Source organism: Escherichia sp. E4702, assembly GCF_963883545.1.
Taxonomy (GTDB): domain Bacteria; phylum Pseudomonadota; class Gammaproteobacteria; order Enterobacterales; family Enterobacteriaceae; genus Escherichia.
Map to the genome: position 1 here is coordinate 125,789 of NZ_CAWORF010000008.1, position 21,260 is coordinate 147,048.

A 21,260-nucleotide genomic window follows, 5' to 3' on the forward strand; every position below is an offset into this window, starting at 1 on the left:
CTATGCGCTGGCAAGGGCGTCGTGAAAGTGACAATGTTGAAGACAGGCGAAACAGCTCCGGTGGTCCGTCAATGGGCGGTCCCGGTTTTCGCCTACCAACCGGTAAAGGTGGGTTAATTTTACTGGTGGTTGTGTTGGTCGCTGGCTACTATGGTGTTGATTTAACTGGATTGATGACCGGGCAGCCCGTTTCCCAACAGCAATCAACGCGTTCAATTAGCCCAAATGAAGACGAAGCGGCAAAATTCACTTCGGTGATTCTGGCAACCACGGAAGACACCTGGGGACAGCAATTCGAGAAGATGGGTAAGACCTACCAGCAACCGAAGCTGGTCATGTACCGTGGAATGACTCGCACCGGTTGCGGGGCGGGGCAGTCCATTATGGGACCGTTTTATTGCCCGGCGGATGGCACAGTCTATATCGATCTCTCCTTCTATGATGACATGAAAGACAAACTGGGCGCGGATGGTGATTTTGCTCAAGGGTACGTTATCGCCCATGAAGTCGGTCATCACGTGCAGAAACTGTTAGGCATCGAGCCGAAAGTCCGTCAATTGCAACAAAACGCGACGCAAGCGGAAGTCAACCGCTTATCTGTGCGTATGGAACTCCAGGCCGACTGCTTTGCCGGTGTCTGGGGGCATAGCATGCAGCAGCAAGGCGTTCTGGAAACCGGCGATCTGGAAGAGGCGCTGAACGCGGCGCAGGCCATCGGCGATGACCGTTTACAACAGCAAAGTCAGGGGCAGGTGGTGCCAGACAGCTTTACCCATGGTACATCTCAGCAACGCTACAGCTGGTTTAAACGTGGTTTCGACAGCGGCGATCCGGCACAATGCAATACTTTTGGTAAAAGCATTTAACTTCCGGGGCAGGGATGGCTGAACTGACTGCGCTTCACACATTAACAGCGCAAATGAAACGCGAAGGGATTCGCCGCTTGTTAGTGTTGAGCGGCGAAGGAAGCTGGTGCGGTGGGTATGCGCTTAAGTTGCGTGACGCATTACCGGGCGACTGGCTGTGGGTTTCGCCGCAGCCAGCTTCTGAAAACCACTGTACGCCATCAGCACTACAAACTTTACTTGGGCGCGAGTTCCGGCATGCGGTATTCGACGCTAGCCAGGGTTTTGATGCCGCTGCCTTTGCGGCACTTAGCGGAACGCTGAAAGCGGGAAGCTGGCTGGTGTTGTTGCTCCCCGCGTGGGAAGAATGGGAAAACTATCCTGATGTCGATTCGCTGCGCTGGAGTGATTGCCCTGGTCCTATTGCGACTCCGCATTTTGTCCAACATCTCAAACGCGTACTTGCGGCGGATAACAACGCTATCCTCTGGCGACAAAATCAGCCGTTCAGGTTGGCGCATTTTGCTCCTTATTCAGACTGGCGTCCTGCTACTGGCGAGCCGCAACCAGAACAACAGCACATATTACAGCAACTGCTGACCATGCCGCCGGGCGTGGCTGCGGTAACTGCTGCGCGCGGGCGCGGTAAGTCGGCGCTGGCGGGGCAACTCATTTCCCGTATCTCTGGCAGTGCGATTGTTACAGCACCTGCGAAGGCTGCAACGGATGTGCTGGCTCAGTTTGCGGGCGAGAAGTATCGCTTTGTGGCGCCGGATGCCTTGTTAGCCAGCGATGAGCAAGCCGACTGGCTGGTGGTCGATGAAGCCGCAGCCATACCTGCGCCACTGTTGCATCAACTGGTATCGCGTTTCTCACGCACTTTGTTAACTACAACGGTACAGGGCTATGAAGGCACCGGACGTGGTTTTTTGCTGAAATTTTGCGCTCGCTTTCCGCGTCTTCAGCGTTTTGAATTGCAACAGCCGATCCGCTGGGCGCAGGGATGCCCGCTGGAAAAAATAGTCAGTGAGGCACTGGTTTTTGACGACGAAAACTTCACTCACGAACCACAAGGCAATATCGTCATTTCCGCATTTGAACAGACGTTATGGCGAAGCGAACCAGAAACGCCGTTAAAGGTATATCAGCTATTGTCTGGTGCACATTACCGGACCTCGCCGCTGGATTTACGCCGGATGATGGATGCACCAGGGCAACATTTTTTACAGGCGGCTGGCGACAACGAGATTGCCGGGGCGCTGTGGCTGGTGGATGAGGGCGGATTATCTCAAGAACTCAGTCAGGCGGTATGGGCGGGTTTTCGTCGCCCGCGGGGTAATCTGGTGGCCCAGTCGCTGGCGGCGCACGGCAGCAATCCACAGGCGGCGACATTGCGCGGACGGCGGGTCAGCCGGATTGCAGTCCATCCGGCGCGTCAGCGCGAAGGCGTTGGGCAACAGCTCATTGCCAGCGCTTTGCAATATACACCTGGCCTCGACTACCTTTCGGTAAGCTTTGGCTACACCGAGGAATTATGGCGTTTCTGGCAACGCTGTGGTTTTGTGTTGGTGCGGATGGGCAATCATCGCGAAGCCAGCAGCGGCTGTTATACGGCGATGGCGTTGTTACCGATTAGCGAAGCGGGTAAACAGCTGGCAGAACGTGAGCATTTTCGTTTACGCCGCGATGCGCAAATTATCGCGCAGTGGAATGGCGAAACTATTCCAGTCGATCCGCTTAACGATATCGTGGTTACTGACGGCGACTGGCTGGAACTGGCTGGTTTTGCTTTCGCTCATCGTCCGCTTTTAACGTCATTAGGCTGTTTAATGCGTCTGCTGCAAATCAGCGAACTGACATTACCAGCGCTGCGTGGGTGCTTGCAGAAAAACGTCAGCGACGCGCAGTTATGTACCACACTTAAACTTTCGGGGCGTAAGGCGTTGTTGGCCCGTCAGCGTGAAGAGGCGGCACAGGCGCTATTCGCGCTTGATGATACCCGCACTGAACGCCTGCGCGATCGCATAACGCAATGGCAATTTTTTCACTGACTCCTTCAATTTTATCCCATGGTCATTGTGAGTCAGCGGCGTAAAATTAATGACATCAGTTAAGGAGTTCGCCATGAAACATGACCATTTTGTTGTTCAAAGCCCGGATAAACCTGCGCAACAGTTGTTGCTGCTTTTTCACGGTGTCGGCGATAACCCCGTAGCGATGGGGGAGATCGGCAGTTGGTTTGCACCGCTGTTCCCGGATGCGCTGGTGGTGAGTGTCGGTGGCGCGGAGCCGAGCGGTAATCCGGCGGGGCGCCAGTGGTTTTCGGTGCAGGGTATTACGGAAGATAATCGCCAGGCGCGTGTGGATGCCATCATGCCGACGTTTATTGAGACGGTGCGCTACTGGCAGAAACAGAGCGGAGTAGGGGCTAACGCCACGGCGCTAATCGGTTTCTCACAAGGCGCGATTATGGCGCTGGAGAGTATTAAAGCCGAGCCTGGCCTTGCCTCACGCGTCATTGCTTTTAACGGACGCTATGCCAGCCTGCCGGAAACCGCGTCTACGGCCACGACAATTCACTTGATTCATGGTGGTGAAGATCCGGTTATCGATTTGGCGCATGCGGTTGCGGCGCAGGAAGCGTTAATCAGTGCCGGTGGTGATGTGACGCTGGATATCGTGGAGGATTTAGGCCATGCGATCGACAATCGCAGTATGCAATTTGCCCTGGATCACTTGCGTTATACCATTCCGAAACATTATTTCGACGAAGCGCTAAGTGGCGGTAAGCCTGGCGATGATGATGTAATTGAAATGATGTAATAACAGCTGAGTAGGCCTGATAAGACGCGTGAGCGTCGCATCAGGCATTGTTCTCCGTTGCCGGATGCGGCGTTAACGCCTTATCCGGCCCCTCAGCTTACTTCTTCGGTTGATCCTTTTTCGGCCAGTCGTCGTCATCGTCCCACTTATCGTTGAAATCACGATGCGGGGGAAGCTCCGGCTTGTTGGCGAGAAATTTCTTATGGTCGACGCGCTTGAGATCTTTAATCACGTTCAGCAGGACGCCCACCAAAAAGACAATCACCAGAATCCACCAATATTTAGCCAGCCAGTCCATGCTTATTTCCTCTTACAGAACGACTCATCAGGCGACGAGCTGTTCCATGATACGTTGATACATACGGGCAAGTAGCTGCAGGTCGGCAGCATTCACACATTCATTAATTTTATGAATGGTAGCATTGACCGGCCCGAGTTCCACCACCTGCGCCCCCATGCGAGCAATAAAGCGCCCGTCGGACGTTCCGCCTGTGGTCAGTAGCTGCGGTTTAATTTCATTATAGTGCTCAACCGCGTTAACGACTGCATCCACCAGTTTACCGCGCGCGGTCAAAAATGGCTGCCCGGAAAGCCACCAATCCACCGTATAACGCAGTTGATATTTCTCCAGCAAGGCAAGCACCTGTGCTTTGATCATCTCATCAGTCAGTTCGGTACTGAAGCGGAAGTTAAACTGCACAAACAGTTCACCCGGAATAACGTTGTTACTGCCGGTTCCCGCCTGAATATTGGCAATCTGCATACTGGTCGCCGGGAAGAATTCATTGCCCTGATCCCACTCAATAGCCACTAATTCATTAAGGAAAGGTGCTGCGCGATGTACTGGATTATCAGCCAGATGCGGGTAGGCCACATGCCCTTGCACGCCATGAATGGTAAGGTTGCAGGTTAACGATCCACGACGGCCATTTTTCACTACATCGCCAACCACTTCGATACTCGACGGCTCACCGACCAGGCAGTAATCCAGCCGTTCATTACGCGCCATTAAAGCTTCGACGACTTTGACCGTGCCATTGTGGGCGCTGGCTTCTTCGTCTGAGGTGATCAGAAACGCCAGTCGGCCTTTATGGTTGGGATGTTGCGCGACAAAACGTTCTGCTGCCACTACCATTGCCGCCAGCGAGCCTTTCATATCAGCCGCGCCGCGCCCGAACAACATGCCATCGCGAATGGTTGGCTCAAATGGTGGGTTGATCCAACGGTCGGCATCGCCAGGGGGGACTACGTCAGTATGTCCGGCAAAGGCCAGGGTTTCTCCTTGTCCGCGCCATGCCCAAAAATTCTGCGTATCCGCAAAATCCATGCGTTCAATGGTAAAACCGATTGCCTGCAGACGGTCGATCATGATTGCCTGACATCCTGCATCATCAGGACTTAAGGATGGGCGGCGAATAAGCTGCTGTGTCAGCTCAATAACCGGACACGACATAGACTACACCTCATGGAAAAATTGCTGATAACTGGATTCACTGAAACCCAGCAGCATAGGCCTCCCTGGCGCACAGAGCAATGGGCGTTTGATGATTGCAGGCATTTCAGTCATTAATGCCATAGCGGAGGCCGCATCGGTGATATTGTTGCGGGTGGCTTCGTCCAGCTTGCGCCAGGTGGTGCCACGGGTGTTAAGTAACGCTTGCCAGCCTAATTCATTGATAAAAGAGTTCAACAATTCACTGTTCAGGCCATCAACACGGTAATCGTGAAAGCGAAAGTCGATGTTATTGGTTTCCAGCCAACGGCGTGCTTTTTTAATGGTGTCACAATTTTTGATACCGTAAAGGGTAACCATAATGAATCCTTTTGCGATTATTAAGAATAACTAATCATTTGGCGGTTGATACATATTTCCCGTAAATGATTATCAGGCAATATAACATTATTAAGGTATTTAACTTAACAATTATTAAATGGTTGTGAACAATTTTAATGCCATTATTAAGAATGTTCCTCTTGGTATATTTTTGTATTTTAAACAGAATTAATTCAGTATTAGAATCCGTATGAATATGTCGAAATGTTGCTGTTCATCACATAAAAATCCCTGTCACAGGGCCATAGTATTAACGTAGGCTTTGCCCCGGAGGTAGTAATCACAGCAATCGAATAAATTAGCTTCACCACGGTATATTGTTTCCGTAGAATACCCATAATTATAAGAGAGGTTGTTATGATTGAACGTGAACTGGGGAACTGGAAAGACTTTATCGAAGTTATGCTTCGTAAGTAATTTCCAGAACAGGAAATGAAAGAACCTGACGTCAGGTTCTTTATCAGAGAGTTGAAAAAGGCGACACATACGTATGTCGCCTTTTTTATTGCTTATTCTGGTCGAGGCTTCAGTGGGAAGCGACGACGCACCAGCACAAAGAATAGCGGCACGAAGTAAATCGCCAGAATGGTGGCAGAAATCATCCCGCCCATTACGCCGGTACCGACTGCGTGTTGACCACCGGAACCGGCACCACTGCTGATCGCCATCGGCAATACGCCGAAGATAAACGCCAGCGATGTCATCAGAATCGGACGTAAACGCTGACGGCAGGCGTAGAGCGTAGCTTCAAACAGGTCGTGGCCTTTTTGATTCATTTCGTTGGCAAACTCAACAATCAGGATGGCGTTTTTCGCCGACAAACCAATGACTGTTAGCAGGCCAACCTGAAAGTACACATCGTTTTCCAGCCCACGCATCCAGGTTGCCAGCAGTGCGCCGATAACCCCCAGCGGTACAACCAGCATTACCGAGAACGGTACTGACCAACTTTCATAAAGTGCAGCCAGACACAGGAATACCACCAGCAATGAAATGGCATACAGCGCCGGAGCTTGCGCACCGGAAAGTCGTTCCTGGTACGACATCGCTGTCCACTCCAGTCCAAAGCCGTTCGGCAACTGCTTCACCAACGATTCCATAATATCCATCGCGGTACCCGTACTGACGCCCGGGGCGGCTTCCCCGACAATCTCTACCGCAGAATAGCCGTTATAGCGTTCCAGGCGCGGCGAGCCTGTTTCCCAGCGAGAGGTCGCGAAGGCGGAGAAAGGCACCATGCCGCCGTCTTTGTTACGCACATACCACAGGTTAATGTCATCTGGCAGCATGCGATACGGCGCGGCAGCCTGCACATAGACTTTCTTCACGCGACCGCGATCCATAAAGTCATTCACATAGCTCGAGCCCCACGCGGTTTGCAGCGTGTCGTTAATATCGTCAATGGCAACGCCCAGCGCCTGCGCTTTGCGCTGGTCGATATCAATCTGCAATTGCGGGCTGTCGTCCAGACCGTTATGGCGCACACGAGTAAGTTCTGGGTTTTCCGCCGCGAGCGCCAGCAGCTGATTACGCGCGGCCATCAGCGCATCGTGACCAGCCCCGGCGTGGTCCTGCAACTCCATATCAAATCCAGCGGAACTGCCAAGACCGCTGATAGCAGGCGGGCTACTGGCGATAACGCGAGCTTCTTTGATTTTATTAAATTCTTTTGTTGCACGTTCGATAATGGCAAACGAGGTGCCTGTTTTACTGTCGCGTTCGCTCCAGTCTTTCAGGCGGACAAACATTCGTGCCACGTTTTGCCCGTTCCCTCCTGGGCCAGAACCGACAGTGGCAAACACCGACATGATGTTGTCTTTCTCATGGGTGAAGTAATACTTCTCGATCTGTTCCACCACTTTCAGAGTCTGTTGCTGAGTCGAACCGCTGGGTAACTGTACCGAGGTGGTAAACATGCCACGGTCTTCCAGAGGCAGGAACGACGTCGGCAGACGCAGAAACAGGAACACCATGCCGCCTAACAGCAGAACGTAAATCAAAATCCAGCGCAGGCTGCGGTGGAGAATTTTCGCTACCCCTTTTTCGTAGCGTTCGGCGTTGCGGTTGAACATCTGGTTAAACCAGGCAAAAAAGCCTTTCTGCCCGTGATGCTCACCTTTTTTCAGTGGCTTAAGTAGCGTGGCGCACAATGCCGGAGTCAGGATCATCGCCACCAGAACCGACAGCACCATTGCCGCAACAATGGTTATAGAGAACTGGCGATAGATAGCCCCGGTGGTGCCGCCAAAGAAGGCCATTGGCACAAATACGGCAGAAAGCACCATTGCAATCCCGACCAGTGCGCCCTGGATTTGCCCCATCGATTTACGTGTGGCTTCGCGAGGAGTGAGTCCTTCCTCACTCATAATACGTTCGACGTTTTCCACCACCACGATGGCGTCATCCACCAGCAGACCGATCGCCAGCACCATCGCGAACATGGTTAAGGTGTTGACGCTGTAACCGAAGGCGTAAAGTACGGAGAAGGTTCCCATCAACACCACCGGCACGGCGATAGTGGGTATCAGCGTGGCGCGGAAGTTTTGCAGGAACAGATACATAACGAGGAAAACCAGGGCGATAGCTTCCAGCAGCGTTTTCACTACGTCTTCAATGGAGGCCTTAACAAACGAGGTGGTTTCATACGCCACCTTGTACTCCAGTCCGGGCGGGAAATACTGCGCCAGTTCATCCAGACGGTTGATCACCAGTTCTGCCGTTGCCATTTCGTTCGCACCGGAGGCCAGTTTTACCCCCAGCCCCGAGGCTGGTTTACCGTTGAAACGGCTAAGATAATCGTATTTCTCCGCTCCCATTTCGACGGTGGCGACATCACCTAGTTTCACTTCCGAACCGTCCTGATTTACCCGCAGAGTGATATCACGGAACTGTTCTGGCGTTTGCAACAGTGATTGGGCGTTAATGGTGGCGTTGAGTGCCTGGTTATCGACCGACGGTGTACCGCCAAGCTGCCCAACCGCAATCTGTGCGTTCTGCGACTCAATGGCGTCAGTGACATCTTTGGCGGTCATCTGGAAACTGTTCAGTTTTGCCGGATCCAGCCAGATACGCATCGAATATTGCGAACCGTAAGCGTCGATATCACCAACGCCGTTCACGCGGCTTAACGGGTCCTGAATATTACTGGCAACGTAATCGGCAATATCCTGTTTATCCATCGAACCATCGGTTGAGACGAAGGCAATGGTCAGAATGTTGGTATCGCCGGTTTTACGCACCGTCACGCCCTGATTTTGCACCGCCTGCGGTAGTTTACGCATGGCCGACTGCAACTGGTTCTGCACCTGTTGCACTGCTTCGTCCGGATCTGTGCCAGCTTTAAAACTGAGCGTTACTGACGCCTGTCCAGTACCGCTGCTTTGTGATGACATATACATCAGGTTATCGAGGCCTGTCATATTCTGCTCGATAACCTGGGTCACGGTGTTTTCCAGTGTCTGGGCTGATGCGCCAGGATAGTTAGCGGTCACTCGCACATTCGGTGGTGCGAGATCCGGGTACTGTTCAACGGGCAATGAGAAAATGGCCAGGGTTCCTGTCAGACACAACAGAATTGCCAGCACCCAGGCAAAAATGGGGCGATCAATAAAGAAATTCGCCATTAAAAGAGGACCTCGTAGTTCTGCGTATCGTTATGGGCATGCCTTGCTTCACTGTAGCGGCAAGGTACGAGCCAATCGTGGAGAAAAAAAGGAGATAATGTAAATTATCATGCCCTTTTATACTGAACCTAAAATGCCAGTATTTAATGAACAGTAGGCAGCATCATATCTGCTGGCTTTCCTCGCTCTCCGCAGAGCGAAAGCTAATACTCACTAACGTGCCGCCGCCGGAAGGTTGCGAAAAAGTCAGCGTCCCACCCAATCTTTCCGCGCGCTCGCGCATGATATTCAGACCATAATGGCCTTCGGGTTCTTCCGGTTCACCGATGCCAATACCGTTGTCGCGAATATAAACTGTGTGATTGCCATCCGGCGCGGTGACGCAGCTAACGGCAATTTCGCTGGCGTTGGCGTGCTTCATGGCGTTCAGCACCGCTTCGCGAATAATTTGCAACAAATGCACCTGCATCTGCGCATCCAGCGCCAGGGTTGGCAGACGGCAGTCGAGCGTCAGTTTGGCGCTGGTTTGGTTTTGTAATGTATCCAGCATTTCACGCAGCGCAGAGGGAAGATCCGCCTGCTGTAGCGTCAGGCGGAAAGTGGTTAACAGCTCGCGTAACTGCCGATAAGCATCATTCAGCGCCTGGGAGAAATCGGCCATGATACTTTGTGCAGTGGCGTTATCTTCGGGTATCGAACGCTTCAGTAACGTCAACTGGATACGTAAGTAAGAAAGCACCTGGGCCAGAGAGTCGTGTAGTTCGCGGGCGATGGTCGCACGTTCTTCCATCAACAGTAACTGCTGAAAATGCTTCTGCGCCTGATTAAAGTACAAACCGCGTCCCAGCATCGACGAAACGCTGTTAAGTAGTGGTTCTGATGATGACACGTGGCTATTTTGCCAGTGCAACTCGCCGTAAACCGTCTCTTGCATGGTGACCGGTAAAATCTGCATTGGCAGCTCAGGGTTTGGCTTCCCTTCGCTAATCCGCCAGTTATCCCCAACGTTCAGCTCCAGATATTCAGCCGCTTCATTGTCGCGAACAATCTGCAAAATATGGCGGAAACAATGCACATCAATCTGGCTGGTGTTCAGTGCCTGCGAACACTGATACAACACCTCCAGGCGACGCTTGGCCTCGTGGAGATCGCGAGTTTTTTCTTCTACTGACGCTTCCAGCGAGCGGTACAACTTATGCAGCTCGCTCGACATCTGGTTAAAGGTTTTTGCAAGCAGGCCCAGTTCATTGGGTAGGCTGGTATCCAGCGGCGGCGAGTCGAACTGCCCGTGTTCAATACGCTGACTGGCGGTAACCAGTTGATTCAGCGGGGCTACCACCTGATGGCGTATGCGGCGCAAAGTAAAAAAGACCAGCGTGAAAATGCCAATACCGCCAGCCAGCGAAATCGCCACCACCAGCAGCATTTTTCGTTCAGCGTAGTGCTGTAAAGCCAGCACGAACAGGTCTATCTGATTGACATAATTATTGATATTGGCCTGATACCACGGCAAATCACCCTTGCTGAGCCGATTATTCATCTCCAGCCAGTTGGCATTCAGATGCGCATAGCGGGTTTTTACTGCCTCTGGCACATACCAGACGTTGAGATTGGTTAATACCGGTGAATGCAGTGCCTGCTGAAACAGATGGCGATGAGCATTAAGTTGTGGACTGCCACTTTGCAAGTCGTAGCCCAGGCGGTAACTCTGCATACGCAGCGATCCGGCAATATTGATAGCCTCAGCGTCGCGTAAACTGCTCGCCAGAGTTAGCAGAGCGATACCCGTGGAAAGAATCGACAGCAGCACAATGTAAAAAAAGGCCCGGGCCAGACTGGCCGAGACGGGGCGTTTGACAATCACACGCGTCTTCTCCACATAAAATAATGAATGTTACAGCTCGCTGAAACGCAATTTGATAAGCGATGAGATTATTTGATCTGCCACAGTTTATAGCGAAATAGTTACTTGTTCTGGGCACATGAACATTGCCGATCCCCGTCTAAGTCGGGTAATAACAACACTCATATAAAGAATAAGGTTTTTACAACCAAAAAAGAAGGTCGTTATGAATCGTTTTATTATGGCCAACAGTCAGCAATGTCTGGGGTGCCATGCTTGTGAAGTGGCCTGTGTGATGGCTCACAATGATGAGCAACACGTGTTGAGTCAGCACCATTTTCACCCCCGAATTACGGTTATTAAACATCAGCAGCAACGTAGCGCAGTGACCTGTCACCATTGTGAAGATGCGCCCTGCGCCCGTAGCTGCCCTAATGGCGCGATCAGCCACGTTGATGACAGCATTCAGGTCAATCAGCAAAAGTGTATTGGCTGTAAATCCTGCGTGGTGGCCTGTCCATTTGGTACGATGCAAATCGTCCTGACGCCCGTCGCCGTGGGTAAAGTTAAAGCCACCGCGCATAAATGCGACCTGTGTGCAGGGCGCGAAAACGGCCCTGCCTGTGTCGAGAATTGCCCGGCGGACGCGCTGCAACTGGTGACCGACTCCGCACTCTCCGGCATGGCGAAATCCCGCCGCCTGCGCACCGCGCGCCAGGAACATCAACCGTGGCATGCCAGTACCGCGGCACAAGAAATGCCGGTAATGAGTAAAGTCGAGCAAATGCAGGCAACGCCCGCGCGTGGCGAGCCGGATAAACTGGCGATTGAAGCGCGCAAAACCGGTTTTGATGAAATTTATCTGCCGTTTCGTGCCGACCAGGCTCAACGGGAAGCCTCGCGCTGCCTGAAGTGCGGCGAGCATAGCGTCTGTGAATGGACCTGCCCGTTGCATAACCACATTCCACAATGGATTGAACTGGTGAAATCTGGAAACATCGACGCCGCCGTTGAGCTTTCTCACCAGACCAACACCCTGCCGGAAATTACCGGACGCGTCTGCCCGCAAGACCGTCTGTGCGAAGGTGCCTGTACTATTCGCGATGAGCACGGTGCGGTGACTATCGGCAATATTGAACGCTATATTTCAGATCAGGCGCTGGCGAAAGGCTGGCGTCCTGACTTAAGTCATGTCACCAAAGTCGACAAGCGAGTGGCGATTATTGGCGCGGGGCCGGCAGGGCTGGCCTGTGCGGATGTCCTGACGCGCAATGGCGTGGCGGTGACGGTGTACGATCGCCATCCCGAAATCGGTGGCTTGCTCACTTTCGGCATTCCTTCTTTCAAACTGGATAAATCCCTGCTGGCACGCCGTCGGGAAATCTTCAGCGCGATGGGGATTCACTTCGAACTCAATTGTGAAGTGGGTAAAGATGTCTCTTTGGATTCGCTTTTGGAACAATACGATGCAGTCTTCGTTGGCGTAGGCACTTACCGTTCCATGAAAGCGGGTTTACCTAATGAAGATGCGCCGGGCGTTTATGACGCGCTGCCGTTCCTCATTGCCAACACCAAACAGGTGATGGGACTTGAAGAGTTACCGGAAGAGCCATTTATTAATACCGCCGGGATGAATGTGGTAGTACTGGGCGGTGGGGATACCGCGATGGATTGTGTGCGTACTGCGCTGCGCCACGGCGCGAGCAACGTCACCTGTGCCTACCGTCGTGATGAAGCCAACATGCCAGGTTCGAAAAAAGAGGTGAAGAACGCCCGCGAAGAGGGGGCGAACTTTGAGTTTAATGTTCAGCCAGTGGCGATTGAGCTGAATGGACAAGGTCATGTCTGCGGGATTCGTTTCCTGCGCACGCGTCTTGGCGAAGCGGATGCACAAGGGCGTCGGCGTCCGGTACCGATTGAGGGCAGTGAATTTGTGATGCCAGCCGACGCGGTGATCATGGCGTTTGGCTTTAATCCGCACGGGATGCCGTGGCTGGAGTCGCACGGTGTAACGGTGGATAAATGGGGACGCATCGTGGCGGACGTTGAAAGCCAGTACCGTTACCAGACCACCAATCCGAAAATCTTCGCCGGTGGCGATGCCGTACGTGGTGCGGATCTGGTGGTTACCGCAATGGCAGAAGGACGTCATGCGGCACAGGGGATCATTGACTGGCTGGGCGTAAAATCAGTCAAATCTCACTGATAGCCTGCGCAGACAAACTCGACTTCACAGCGTAAGATAATTGTTCATTTCGCGCTGTGGAGTCGGTATGACGCAACAAATCACCCTCGTTAAAGACAAAATTCTCTCCGATAACTATTTCACCCTGCACAACATTACCTACGATCTTACCCGCAAAGATGGCGAAGTTATCCGCCATAAACGTGAAGTGTACGATCGCGGTAATGGTGCGACGATCCTCCTGTACAACGCGAAGAAAAAGACCGTGGTTCTGATTCGTCAGTTCCGCGTCGCTACCTGGGTTAATGGCAATGAAAGCGGGCAGCTGATTGAAACCTGCGCCGGGTTGCTGGATAACGACGAACCGGAAGTGTGCATTCGCAAAGAAGCGATTGAAGAGACGGGTTATGAAGTGGGCGAAGTGCGCAAATTATTTGAACTGTATATGTCGCCAGGCGGTGTGACTGAGCTAATCCACTTTTTTATCGCCGAATACAGTGACAATCAGCGCGCTAACGCCGGTGGCGGTGTCGAAGATGAAGATATTGAAGTGCTCGAGCTGCCGTTCAGCCAGGCGCTGGAGATGATCAAAACCGGTGAGATACGAGACGGTAAGACGGTGTTATTGCTTAACTATTTGCAAACGTCACATTTAATGGACTGAAAAATAACAATAATATTTCGTAGTTTATTATTGGCTCAATCCGATAAATCCGATTGAGCCGCGCTACCTGCGCAACGAAGATACGACTTGTGCTGTTTGTTTGAACTTCTGGGGTCGTACCGTCCATGCGCTATCGCATTTTCCTTCTCTTTTTTTTCGCTTTGTTGCCGACGTCTTTGGCGTGGGCGGCACCAGCGCAACGGGCGTTTTCCGACTGGCAGGTCACCTGTAATAACCAAAACTTCTGCGTGGCGCGCAATACTGGCGATCATAATGGACTGGTGATGACCCTGAGCCGCAGCGCCGGGGCGCATACCGACGCTGTTTTACGTATTGAGCGCGGCGGGTTGAAATCACCGGATGTGTCGGAAGGGGAAATAGCGCCACGGCTGCTGTTAGATGGTGAGCCGTTGGCGTTAAGTGGTGACAAGTGGCGGATTTCATCATGGTTATTAGTAACCGATGATACGGCAACCATCACCGCGTTTTTGCAGATGATTCAGGAAGGGAAGGCAATCACCTTACGCGATGGCGATCAGACCATTTCTTTGAATGGCTTAAAAGCGGCGTTGTTGTTTATTGATGCCCAGCAAAAGCGCGTTGGCAGTGAAACCGCGTGGATAAAGAAAGGGGACGAACCGCCGCTCAGCGTACCGCCAGCGCCTGCGTTGAAAGAGGTCGCGGTGGTTAACCCAACGCCGACGCCACTCTCACTCGAAGAACGTAACGATTTGCTGGATTATGGAAACTGGCGAATGAATGGTCTGCGCTGCTCGCTTGATCCATTGCGGCGTGAGGTGAGCGTTACAGCACTGACCGATGATAAAGCGCTGATGATGATTAGCTGTGAGGCAGGTGCTTATAACACCATTGATTTGGCATGGATTGTGTCGCGTAAAAAGCCGCTTGCCTCGCGCCCGGTACGGTTACGTTTGCCGTTCAACAACGGTCAGGAGACGAATGAACTGGAACTGATGAACGCAACATTTGATGAAAAAACGCGTGAACTGGTGACCTTAGCGAAAGGTCGCGGATTAAGCGATTGTGGCATTCAGGCGCGCTGGCGTTTTGATGGCCAGCGTTTTCGCCTGGTGCGTTACGCCGCAGAACCGACCTGCGATAACTGGCATGGGCCAGACGCCTGGCCCACGTTGTGGATCACCCGTTAAACAAAATGGCGGGGACATGTAGACCGGATAAGACGCTGTAGGCCGTATAAGACGCGTCAGCGTCGCATCCGGCAATCAGCATCCGGCAATCAGCATCCGGCAATCAGCATCAGGCACCTTTCACTCCCAGCACCTTATGGGCTTTTGCCACAATATTCTCGGCGGTAAAGCCAAAGAACGGGAACAGCTTATCCGCCGGAGCAGACTCCCCGTAACCCGTCATCCCGACAATCGCCCCTTTCAAACCAACATATTTGTACCAGTAATCGGCTATACCCGCTTCTACCGCCACGCGGGCCGCAACGTTAGAAGGCAATACCGACTCGCGATATTCCTCATCCTGGGCGTCGAAAATATCGGTCGAGGGCAGGGAAACCACGCGAACATTACGCCCTTCGCCCGCCAGTTTCTCTGCCGCTTGCAGGGTAATTTCCATCTCTGATCCTGTGGCAATCAAAATAATATCCGGCTTGCCGCCGCTGTCTTTCAACACATAACCACCACGAGCAATCTCTTTAACCTGATCCGGTGTACGTTCCACTTGGGCCAGATTCTGCCTTGAGAGGATCAGCGCCGTCGGCCCGTTGTGGCGCTCAACCGCCAGCTTCCAGCCCACCGCTGCTTCCACCTGATCGCACGGTCGCCAGGTGCTGAAATTCGGCGTTAAGCGCAGACTGGCCAGTTGCTCAACAGCCTGGTGCGTCGGACCATCTTCTCCCAGGCCAATCGAGTCGTGGGTGTAAACCATAATCTGCCGCGCTTTCATCAGTGCCGCCATCCGCGCGGCGTTACGGGCGTATTCAACAAACATCAGGAACGTCGCGGTATACGGCACAAAGCCACCGTGGTGCGCGATGCCGTTGGCGATAGCGGTCATGCCAAATTCACGCACCCCGTAGTGAATATAGTTGCCCGCCGGATCTTCCTTCAGCGACACAGACCCTTTCCAGATGGTGAGATTACTTGGGGCCAGATCCGCCGAACCACCGAGCAGCTCCGGCAGCATAGGGCCGTAGGCGTTAAGCGTATTTTGCGACGCTTTACGGGTAGCGATTTTTGCCGGATTTGCCTGTAATTCATTGATATATTTCTGAGTCGTTTTCTCCCAGTCCTTCGGTAAACCACCGCTCATCCGACGGGTAAACTCTTCAGCCAGTTGTGGATGGGCCTTTTTATAAGCGGCAAACTTCTCATTCCAGCTCTGCTGGGCTTTTTCACCTTTTTCGCGGGCATCCCAGGCGTGATAAATCTCTTTGGGGATCTCAAAGGGTGGATGATGCCAGCCCAGTTTTTGCCGTGCCAGCGCGACTTCTTCTTCGCCCAGCGGAGCGCCATGCGCCTCTTCCTTACCCGCTTTATTAGGCGAACCAAAGCCAATCACCGTGCGGCAGATAATCAGCGACGGCTTATCTTTCACGCTTTGTGCTTCAAGGATCGCTTCCTTAACCGCCTGCGGATCGTGGCCGTCGATCTCGTGGACAACATGCCAGTGGTAGGCTTCAAACCGTTTTGCCGTATCGTCGGTAAACCAGCCTTCGGTTTCACCATCAATCGAAATACCGTTGTGATCGTAAAAGCCGATCAGCTTGCCGAGTCCCAGCGTTCCAGCCAGCGAACAGACTTCATGAGAGATGCCTTCCATCAGACAGCCGTCGCCCATAAACACATAGGTGAAGTGATCGACAATCTCATGATCTGGCTGGTTAAACTGCGCTGCCAGCGTGCGCTCCGCTATCGCCAGTCCAACCGCGTTCGCCAAACCTTGTCCAAGTGGACCTGTGGTGGTTTCAACACCTGGCGTATAGCCAATCTCCGGGTGACCTGGGGTTTTCGAATGCAACTGACGGAAGTTCTTCAGCTCTTCCAGCGGCAGGTCATAACCAGTCAGATGTAGCAAACTGTAGAGCAACATCGAGGCGTGACCGTTGGAAAGAATAAAGCGGTCGCGGTCATACCAGGTCGGATCGGTGGGGTTATGTTTAAGAAAGTCGTTCCACAGCACTTCGGCAATATCGGCCATGCCCATCGGCGCGCCGGGATGACCAGAATTGGCTTTTTGCACCGCATCCATACTGAGCGCGCGAATCGCATTGGCAAGGTCTTTTCGGGACATAAAACACTCCGTGGCTGGTTTTAGAATTTGGCGGCAAGAAGATCTTCCAGTTTGCGTTGATCAACGGCGAACAGGCGGATGCCTTCAGACAGTTTTTCTACCGCCATCGGATCCTGATTGTGCTCCCAACGAAATTCCGCTTCGCTCATCGGGGAGGGGCGAGGGAAGGATTGCGATGCCGGGATCAGTTTGCGAACCACTGGCGAAACCTTTTCCTGCAACTCCTTCAGCAAATTCGGCGCGATGGTCAGACGGTCACATCCGGTTAACGCGAGGATTTGTTCGGTACGACGGAAGCTGGCTCCCATCACAATGGTTTCGTAGTGATGCTGCTTATAGTAGTCGTAGATGTTGCGCACAGATTTGACACCCGGATCTTCCTCTACCACATACGGATCCATCGGTTTGCGCGCCTGATACCAGTCATAAATACGACCTACAAACGGTGAAATCAGAAAAACGCCAGCTTCTGCACAGGCCCGTGCCTGAGCAAAGGAAAACAGCAGCGTCAGGTTGCAATTAATGCCTTCTTTTTCCAGTTCTTCTGCTGCGCGAATTCCTTCCCAGGTTGAGGCCAGTTTTATCAGAATTCGTGATTTATCAACGCCTTGTTGTTGATACAAGTCCACCAGGTGGCGCGCTTTTTCGATACTCTTTTCTTTGTCAAAAGAGAGGCGTGCGTCAACTTCTGTCGACACGCGACCGGGTACGATTTTGAGAATTTCTGTACCGAAATTGACTGCCAGTTTGTCGCAGGCCGCGACGACTTGTTGTTCCTGGGTCTTGCCATTTTTTTTACCCCAGGCAATAGCATCGTCTATTAAATGTTCATATTGTGATAAACCGGCAGCCTTGAGTAACAGCGAAGGATTGGTGGTGGCATCCTGGGGATGATAATGGCGAATGGACTCAATATCACCGCTGTCTGCCACGACAGTGGTGAACTGTTTGATGCCGTCTAACTCGTTCATGGAAATACTCCTTGAAAAGTAAAGTGTTAGATGAGTGCGTTAATTCACACTTCTGAGAAATTTCGCTAAACGCATCAAAAAAGCATAGCAGACAGGCATGGTATTGCTGGATGAAGCAGGTAACATCGGTGTTATGGGATTATTACCAAAACATTATTTGATGGGGGAGAGTTTGGGCTTGCTCAGAGTCTCGACGCTCCGGCAAGGTAATAATGTGCGCCACGTTGTGGGCTGAGGCAGTTGCCCACACCTATTTTTGTGAACGTTACGTGAAAGGAACAACCAAATGGATGAGCAGTTAAAACAAAGTGCACTTGATTTCCATGAATTTCCTGTACCAGGAAAAATCCAGGTTTCTCCGACCAAACCTCTGGCAACGCAGCGCGATCTGGCGCTGGCCTATTCACCGGGTGTCGCCGCGCCTTGTCTTGAAATCGAAAAAGATCCGTTAAACGCCTACAAATATACCGCGCGCGGCAACCTGGTGGCAGTTATCTCTAACGGTACTGCAGTGCTGGGGTTGGGTAATATTGGCGCGCTGGCAGGCAAACCGGTGATGGAAGGTAAGGGCGTTCTGTTTAAGAAATTCGCCGGGATAGATGTGTTTGACATCGAAGTTGATGAACTCGACCCGGACAAATTTATCGAAGTGGTCGCCGCACTTGAACCGACCTTCGGCGGTATCAACCTCGAAGATATTAAAGCGCCAGAATGTTTCTATATTGAACAGAAACTGCGCCAGCGGATGAACATTCCGGTATTCCATGACGACCAACACGGGACGGCAATCATCAGCACCGCCGCCATTCTCAACGGCTTACGCGTAGTAGAGAAAAATATCTCTGACGTACGGATGGTAGTTTCTGGTGCGGGCGCAGCGGCAATTGCCTGTATGAACCTGCTGGTGGCGCTGGGTCTGCAAAAACATAACATCGTGGTATGCGACTCAAAAGGCGTTATTTATCAGGGTCGTGAGCCGAACATGGCGGAAACCAAAGCGGCTTACGCGGTGGTGGATGACGGCAAACGTACCCTCGACGATGTGATTGAAGGCGCGGATATTTTCCTTGGTTGTTCCGGCCCGAAAGTACTGACTCAGGAAATGGTGAAGAAAATGGCCCGCGCGCCGATGATCCTGGCGTTGGCGAACCCGGAACCAGAAATTCTGCCGCCGCTGGCGAAAGAAGTGCGTCCGGATGCCATCATCTGTACCGGTCGTTCCGACTATCCAAACCAGGTCAACAACGTGCTTTGCTTCCCGTTCATCTTCCGAGGCGCGCTGGATGTTGGCGCAACGGCTATCAATGAAGAGATGAAACTGGCGGCAGTCCGCGCGATTGCGGAACTGGCCCATGCCGAACAGAGCGAAGTGGTGGCTTCTGCGTATGGTGATCAGGATCTGAGCTTTGGCCCCGAATACATTATTCCAAAACCGTTTGATCCGCGCTTGATCGTTAAGATCGCCCCTGCGGTCGCCAAAGCGGCAATGGAGTCCGGCGTGGCGACGCGTCCGATTGCCGATTTTGACGTCTACATCGACAAGCTGACCGAGTTCGTTTACAAAACCAACCTGTTTATGAAGCCGATATTCTCCCAGGCTCGCAAAGCGCCGAAGCGCGTTGTTCTGCCGGAAGGGGAAGAGGCGCGCGTTCTGCATGCGACGCAGGAACTGGTAACCCTGGGACTGGCAAAACCGATCCTGATTGGCCGTCCGAACGTGATCGAAATGCGTATTCAGAAACTGGGCTTGCAGATCAAAGCGGGCGTTGATTTTGAGATCGTCAATAACGAATCCGATCCACGCTTTAAAGAGTACTGGAGCGAATACTTCCAGATCATGAAGCGTCGTGGTGTCACTCAGGAACAGGCACAACGTGCGCTGATCAGCAACCCGACGGTGATCGGTGCGATCATGGTTCAGCGTGGTGAAGCCGATGCGATGATCTGCGGAACGGTGGGCGATTATCACGAACACTTTAGCGTAGTGAAAAATGTCTTTGGTTATCGCGATGGCGTTCACACCGCAGGCGCAATGAACGCGCTGTTGCTGCCGAGTGGTAACACCTTTATTGCTGATACCTATGTTAATGATGACCCAGACGCAGAAGAGCTGGCGGAGATCACGCTGATGGCGGCAGAAACTGTCCGTCGTTTCGGTATTGAGCCGCGCGTTGCCTTACTGTCGCACTCTAACTTCGGTTCTTCTGACTGCCCGTCGTCGAGCAAAATGCGTAAAGCGCTGGAGTTGGTCAGGGAACGTGCGCCTGAGCTGATGATTGATGGTGAAATGCACGGTGATGCGGCGCTGGTAGAAGCGATTCGCAACGACCGTATGCCGGACAGTACCCTGAAAGGTTCCGCCAATATTCTGGTGATGCCGAACATGGAAGCTGCTCGTATTAGTTACAACTTACTGCGCGTTTCCAGCTCGGAAGGTGTCACCGTCGGCCCGGTGCTGATGGGCGTGGCGAAACCGGTTCACGTGTTAACACCGATCGCGTCAGTACGTCGTATCGTCAACATGGTGGCGCTCGCCGTGGTTGAAGCGCAAACCCAACCGCTGTAATTCTTCCTTAACTATCACGCTTACCCTGAGTAATTCGGGGTAAGCGATTTTATATTATTAATACGTCTTACTGCTTTTACTAATAGCAAATAAATTACCCGACATAAAAATAAAGTAATATCTTTATATTTATTCATGCTCTGCATATGAAAGTTTATCTATCACGGTAAATATCTCTCCATTCTTAGTGATCTACCTCACCTTTTAAACGCGTTTGCCGAATTTTGTTATTTACTCTGACGAAAAATTGTCACGATACACGCACGTTTTTTTACAGGCGGCGACTCATGGACAAAGAACGCATCATTCAGGAATTCGTACCCGGGAAACAGGTCACGCTGGCGCATCTGATTGCGCATCCGGGTGAAGAACTGGCGAAGAAAATCGGCGTTCCGGATGCTGGCGCAATTGGCATTATGACGCTAACTCCCGGAGAAACAGCGATGATTGCCGGTGATTTAGCATTAAAAGCTGCCGATGTACACATCGGTTTTCTCGACCGCTTCAGCGGCGCATTGGTGATTTATGGCTCGGTGGGCGCAGTCGAAGAAGCGTTATCACAAACCGTCAGCGGTTTAGGGCGTTTATTAAATTATACGCTGTGTGAAATGACCAAAAGTTAAT

Annotated in this window: 16 protein-coding genes; 9 read left to right on the forward strand and 7 right to left on the reverse strand. The window is 52.3% G+C overall.

Annotated elements, in window-relative coordinates:
- The first annotated feature begins 2 nt into the window (after window positions 1-2).
- From ypfJ to ypfH, 3 genes are all read left to right on the forward strand, one after another.
- Complete coding sequence (ypfJ, locus tag AACU94_RS03770; RefSeq protein WP_130214579.1) at window positions 3-866, forward strand: KPN_02809 family neutral zinc metallopeptidase; 864 nt, start codon at window positions 3-5, stop codon at window positions 864-866.
- A gap of 14 nt (window positions 867-880) precedes the next feature.
- A complete protein-coding gene (gene tmcA / locus AACU94_RS03775) occupies window positions 881-2,896 on the forward strand; it encodes a tRNA cytosine(34) acetyltransferase TmcA (RefSeq protein ID WP_135488956.1) in 2,016 nt (671 codons plus the stop codon).
- A gap of 73 nt (window positions 2,897-2,969) precedes the next feature.
- Complete coding sequence (ypfH, locus tag AACU94_RS03780) at window positions 2,970-3,668, forward strand: esterase (protein WP_000679812.1); 699 nt, start codon at window positions 2,970-2,972, stop codon at window positions 3,666-3,668.
- Between the two features lie 97 nt (window positions 3,669-3,765).
- On the opposite strand, the gene AACU94_RS03785 is transcribed toward ypfH, so the two are convergent.
- From AACU94_RS03785 to AACU94_RS03795, 3 genes are read right to left on the reverse strand one after another with little or no spacing between them, the layout of a single operon-like run.
- The gene (locus AACU94_RS03785; RefSeq protein ID WP_000383836.1) at window positions 3,766-3,966 is read right to left on the reverse strand and encodes a YpfN family protein; all 201 of its coding nucleotides are present in this window, start codon (window positions 3,964-3,966) and stop codon (window positions 3,766-3,768) included.
- 27 nt (window positions 3,967-3,993) lie between these two features.
- Entirely contained in the window at window positions 3,994-5,121 is a 1,128-nt protein-coding gene (dapE, locus tag AACU94_RS03790; protein ID WP_130214573.1) for a succinyl-diaminopimelate desuccinylase, read from the reverse strand.
- 3 nt (window positions 5,122-5,124) lie between these two features.
- Window positions 5,125-5,481: an ArsC family reductase gene (locus tag AACU94_RS03795; RefSeq protein WP_135488957.1), complete on the reverse strand. Its 357-nt coding sequence runs from the start codon at window positions 5,479-5,481 to the stop codon at window positions 5,125-5,127.
- Between the two features lie 378 nt (window positions 5,482-5,859).
- On the opposite strand from AACU94_RS03795, the gene ypfM reads away from it, so the two are divergent.
- A complete protein-coding gene (ypfM, locus tag AACU94_RS03800) occupies window positions 5,860-5,919 on the forward strand; it encodes a protein YpfM (protein ID WP_001386977.1) in 60 nt (19 codons plus the stop codon).
- A gap of 92 nt (window positions 5,920-6,011) precedes the next feature.
- On the opposite strand, the gene acrD is transcribed toward ypfM, so the two are convergent.
- Together acrD and narQ are read right to left on the reverse strand one after the other, a co-directional pair.
- Window positions 6,012-9,125: a multidrug efflux RND transporter permease AcrD gene (gene acrD / locus AACU94_RS03805; RefSeq protein ID WP_064526280.1), complete on the reverse strand. Its 3,114-nt coding sequence runs from the start codon at window positions 9,123-9,125 to the stop codon at window positions 6,012-6,014.
- A gap of 163 nt (window positions 9,126-9,288) precedes the next feature.
- The gene (gene narQ / locus AACU94_RS03810; protein ID WP_135488958.1) at window positions 9,289-10,989 is read right to left on the reverse strand and encodes a nitrate/nitrite two-component system sensor histidine kinase NarQ; all 1,701 of its coding nucleotides are present in this window, start codon (window positions 10,987-10,989) and stop codon (window positions 9,289-9,291) included.
- 205 nt (window positions 10,990-11,194) lie between these two features.
- Between narQ and aegA the strand changes: the two genes are divergently transcribed.
- The 3 genes from aegA to AACU94_RS03825 all read left to right on the forward strand — a co-directional run bounded on the left by aegA (window position 11,195) and on the right by AACU94_RS03825 (window position 14,986).
- Window positions 11,195-13,174 carry a formate-dependent uric acid utilization protein AegA gene (aegA, locus tag AACU94_RS03815; RefSeq protein WP_135488959.1) on the forward strand — a complete coding sequence of 660 codons (1,980 nt, stop codon included), beginning with the start codon at window positions 11,195-11,197 and terminating at the stop codon, window positions 13,172-13,174.
- A gap of 67 nt (window positions 13,175-13,241) precedes the next feature.
- Window positions 13,242-13,817: a GDP-mannose pyrophosphatase NudK gene (gene nudK, locus AACU94_RS03820; protein WP_130216800.1), complete on the forward strand. Its 576-nt coding sequence runs from the start codon at window positions 13,242-13,244 to the stop codon at window positions 13,815-13,817.
- A gap of 125 nt (window positions 13,818-13,942) precedes the next feature.
- Window positions 13,943-14,986: a DUF1176 domain-containing protein gene (locus AACU94_RS03825; protein ID WP_135404539.1), complete on the forward strand. Its 1,044-nt coding sequence runs from the start codon at window positions 13,943-13,945 to the stop codon at window positions 14,984-14,986.
- Between the two features lie 109 nt (window positions 14,987-15,095).
- On the opposite strand, the gene tkt is transcribed toward AACU94_RS03825, so the two are convergent.
- Window positions 15,096-17,099: a transketolase gene (gene tkt / locus AACU94_RS03830; RefSeq protein WP_130222005.1), complete on the reverse strand. Its 2,004-nt coding sequence runs from the start codon at window positions 17,097-17,099 to the stop codon at window positions 15,096-15,098.
- Between the two features lie 20 nt (window positions 17,100-17,119).
- The gene (gene tal / locus AACU94_RS03835; protein ID WP_130216806.1) at window positions 17,120-18,070 is read right to left on the reverse strand and encodes a transaldolase; all 951 of its coding nucleotides are present in this window, start codon (window positions 18,068-18,070) and stop codon (window positions 17,120-17,122) included.
- Window positions 18,071-18,356: 286 nt separating this feature from the next.
- Between tal and maeB the strand changes: the two genes are divergently transcribed.
- Both maeB and eutS read left to right on the forward strand, forming a co-directional pair.
- Window positions 18,357-20,636, forward strand: a complete 2,280-nt coding sequence (gene maeB, locus AACU94_RS03840; protein ID WP_130216808.1) for an NADP-dependent oxaloacetate-decarboxylating malate dehydrogenase — start codon at window positions 18,357-18,359, stop codon at window positions 20,634-20,636.
- Window positions 20,637-20,923: 287 nt separating this feature from the next.
- Window positions 20,924-21,259, forward strand: a complete 336-nt coding sequence (eutS, locus tag AACU94_RS03845; protein ID WP_000356956.1) for an ethanolamine utilization microcompartment protein EutS — start codon at window positions 20,924-20,926, stop codon at window positions 21,257-21,259.
- Window position 21,260: the final 1 nt, after the last annotated feature.

Excerpts from the sequence above, each read along its gene's own strand:
- ypfJ (WP_130214579.1), top strand. The coding sequence starts at position 3 with ATGCGCTGGCAAGGGCGTCGTGAAAGTGACAATGTTGAAGACAGGCGA.
- tmcA (WP_135488956.1), top strand. The coding sequence starts at position 881 with ATGGCTGAACTGACTGCGCTTCACACATTAACAGCGCAAATGAAACGC.
- ypfH (WP_000679812.1), top strand. The coding sequence starts at position 2,970 with ATGAAACATGACCATTTTGTTGTTCAAAGCCCGGATAAACCTGCGCAA.
- AACU94_RS03785 (WP_000383836.1), bottom strand. The coding sequence starts at position 3,966 with ATGGACTGGCTGGCTAAATATTGGTGGATTCTGGTGATTGTCTTTTTG.
- dapE (WP_130214573.1), bottom strand. The coding sequence starts at position 5,121 with ATGTCGTGTCCGGTTATTGAGCTGACACAGCAGCTTATTCGCCGCCCA.
- AACU94_RS03795 (WP_135488957.1), bottom strand. The coding sequence starts at position 5,481 with ATGGTTACCCTTTACGGTATCAAAAATTGTGACACCATTAAAAAAGCA.
- acrD (WP_064526280.1), bottom strand. The coding sequence starts at position 9,125 with ATGGCGAATTTCTTTATTGATCGCCCCATTTTTGCCTGGGTGCTGGCA.
- aegA (WP_135488959.1), top strand. The coding sequence starts at position 11,195 with ATGAATCGTTTTATTATGGCCAACAGTCAGCAATGTCTGGGGTGCCAT.
- nudK (WP_130216800.1), top strand. The coding sequence starts at position 13,242 with ATGACGCAACAAATCACCCTCGTTAAAGACAAAATTCTCTCCGATAAC.
- AACU94_RS03825 (WP_135404539.1), top strand. The coding sequence starts at position 13,943 with ATGCGCTATCGCATTTTCCTTCTCTTTTTTTTCGCTTTGTTGCCGACG.
- tkt (WP_130222005.1), bottom strand. The coding sequence starts at position 17,099 with ATGTCCCGAAAAGACCTTGCCAATGCGATTCGCGCGCTCAGTATGGAT.
- tal (WP_130216806.1), bottom strand. The coding sequence starts at position 18,070 with ATGAACGAGTTAGACGGCATCAAACAGTTCACCACTGTCGTGGCAGAC.
- maeB (WP_130216808.1), top strand. The coding sequence starts at position 18,357 with ATGGATGAGCAGTTAAAACAAAGTGCACTTGATTTCCATGAATTTCCT.
- eutS (WP_000356956.1), top strand. The coding sequence starts at position 20,924 with ATGGACAAAGAACGCATCATTCAGGAATTCGTACCCGGGAAACAGGTC.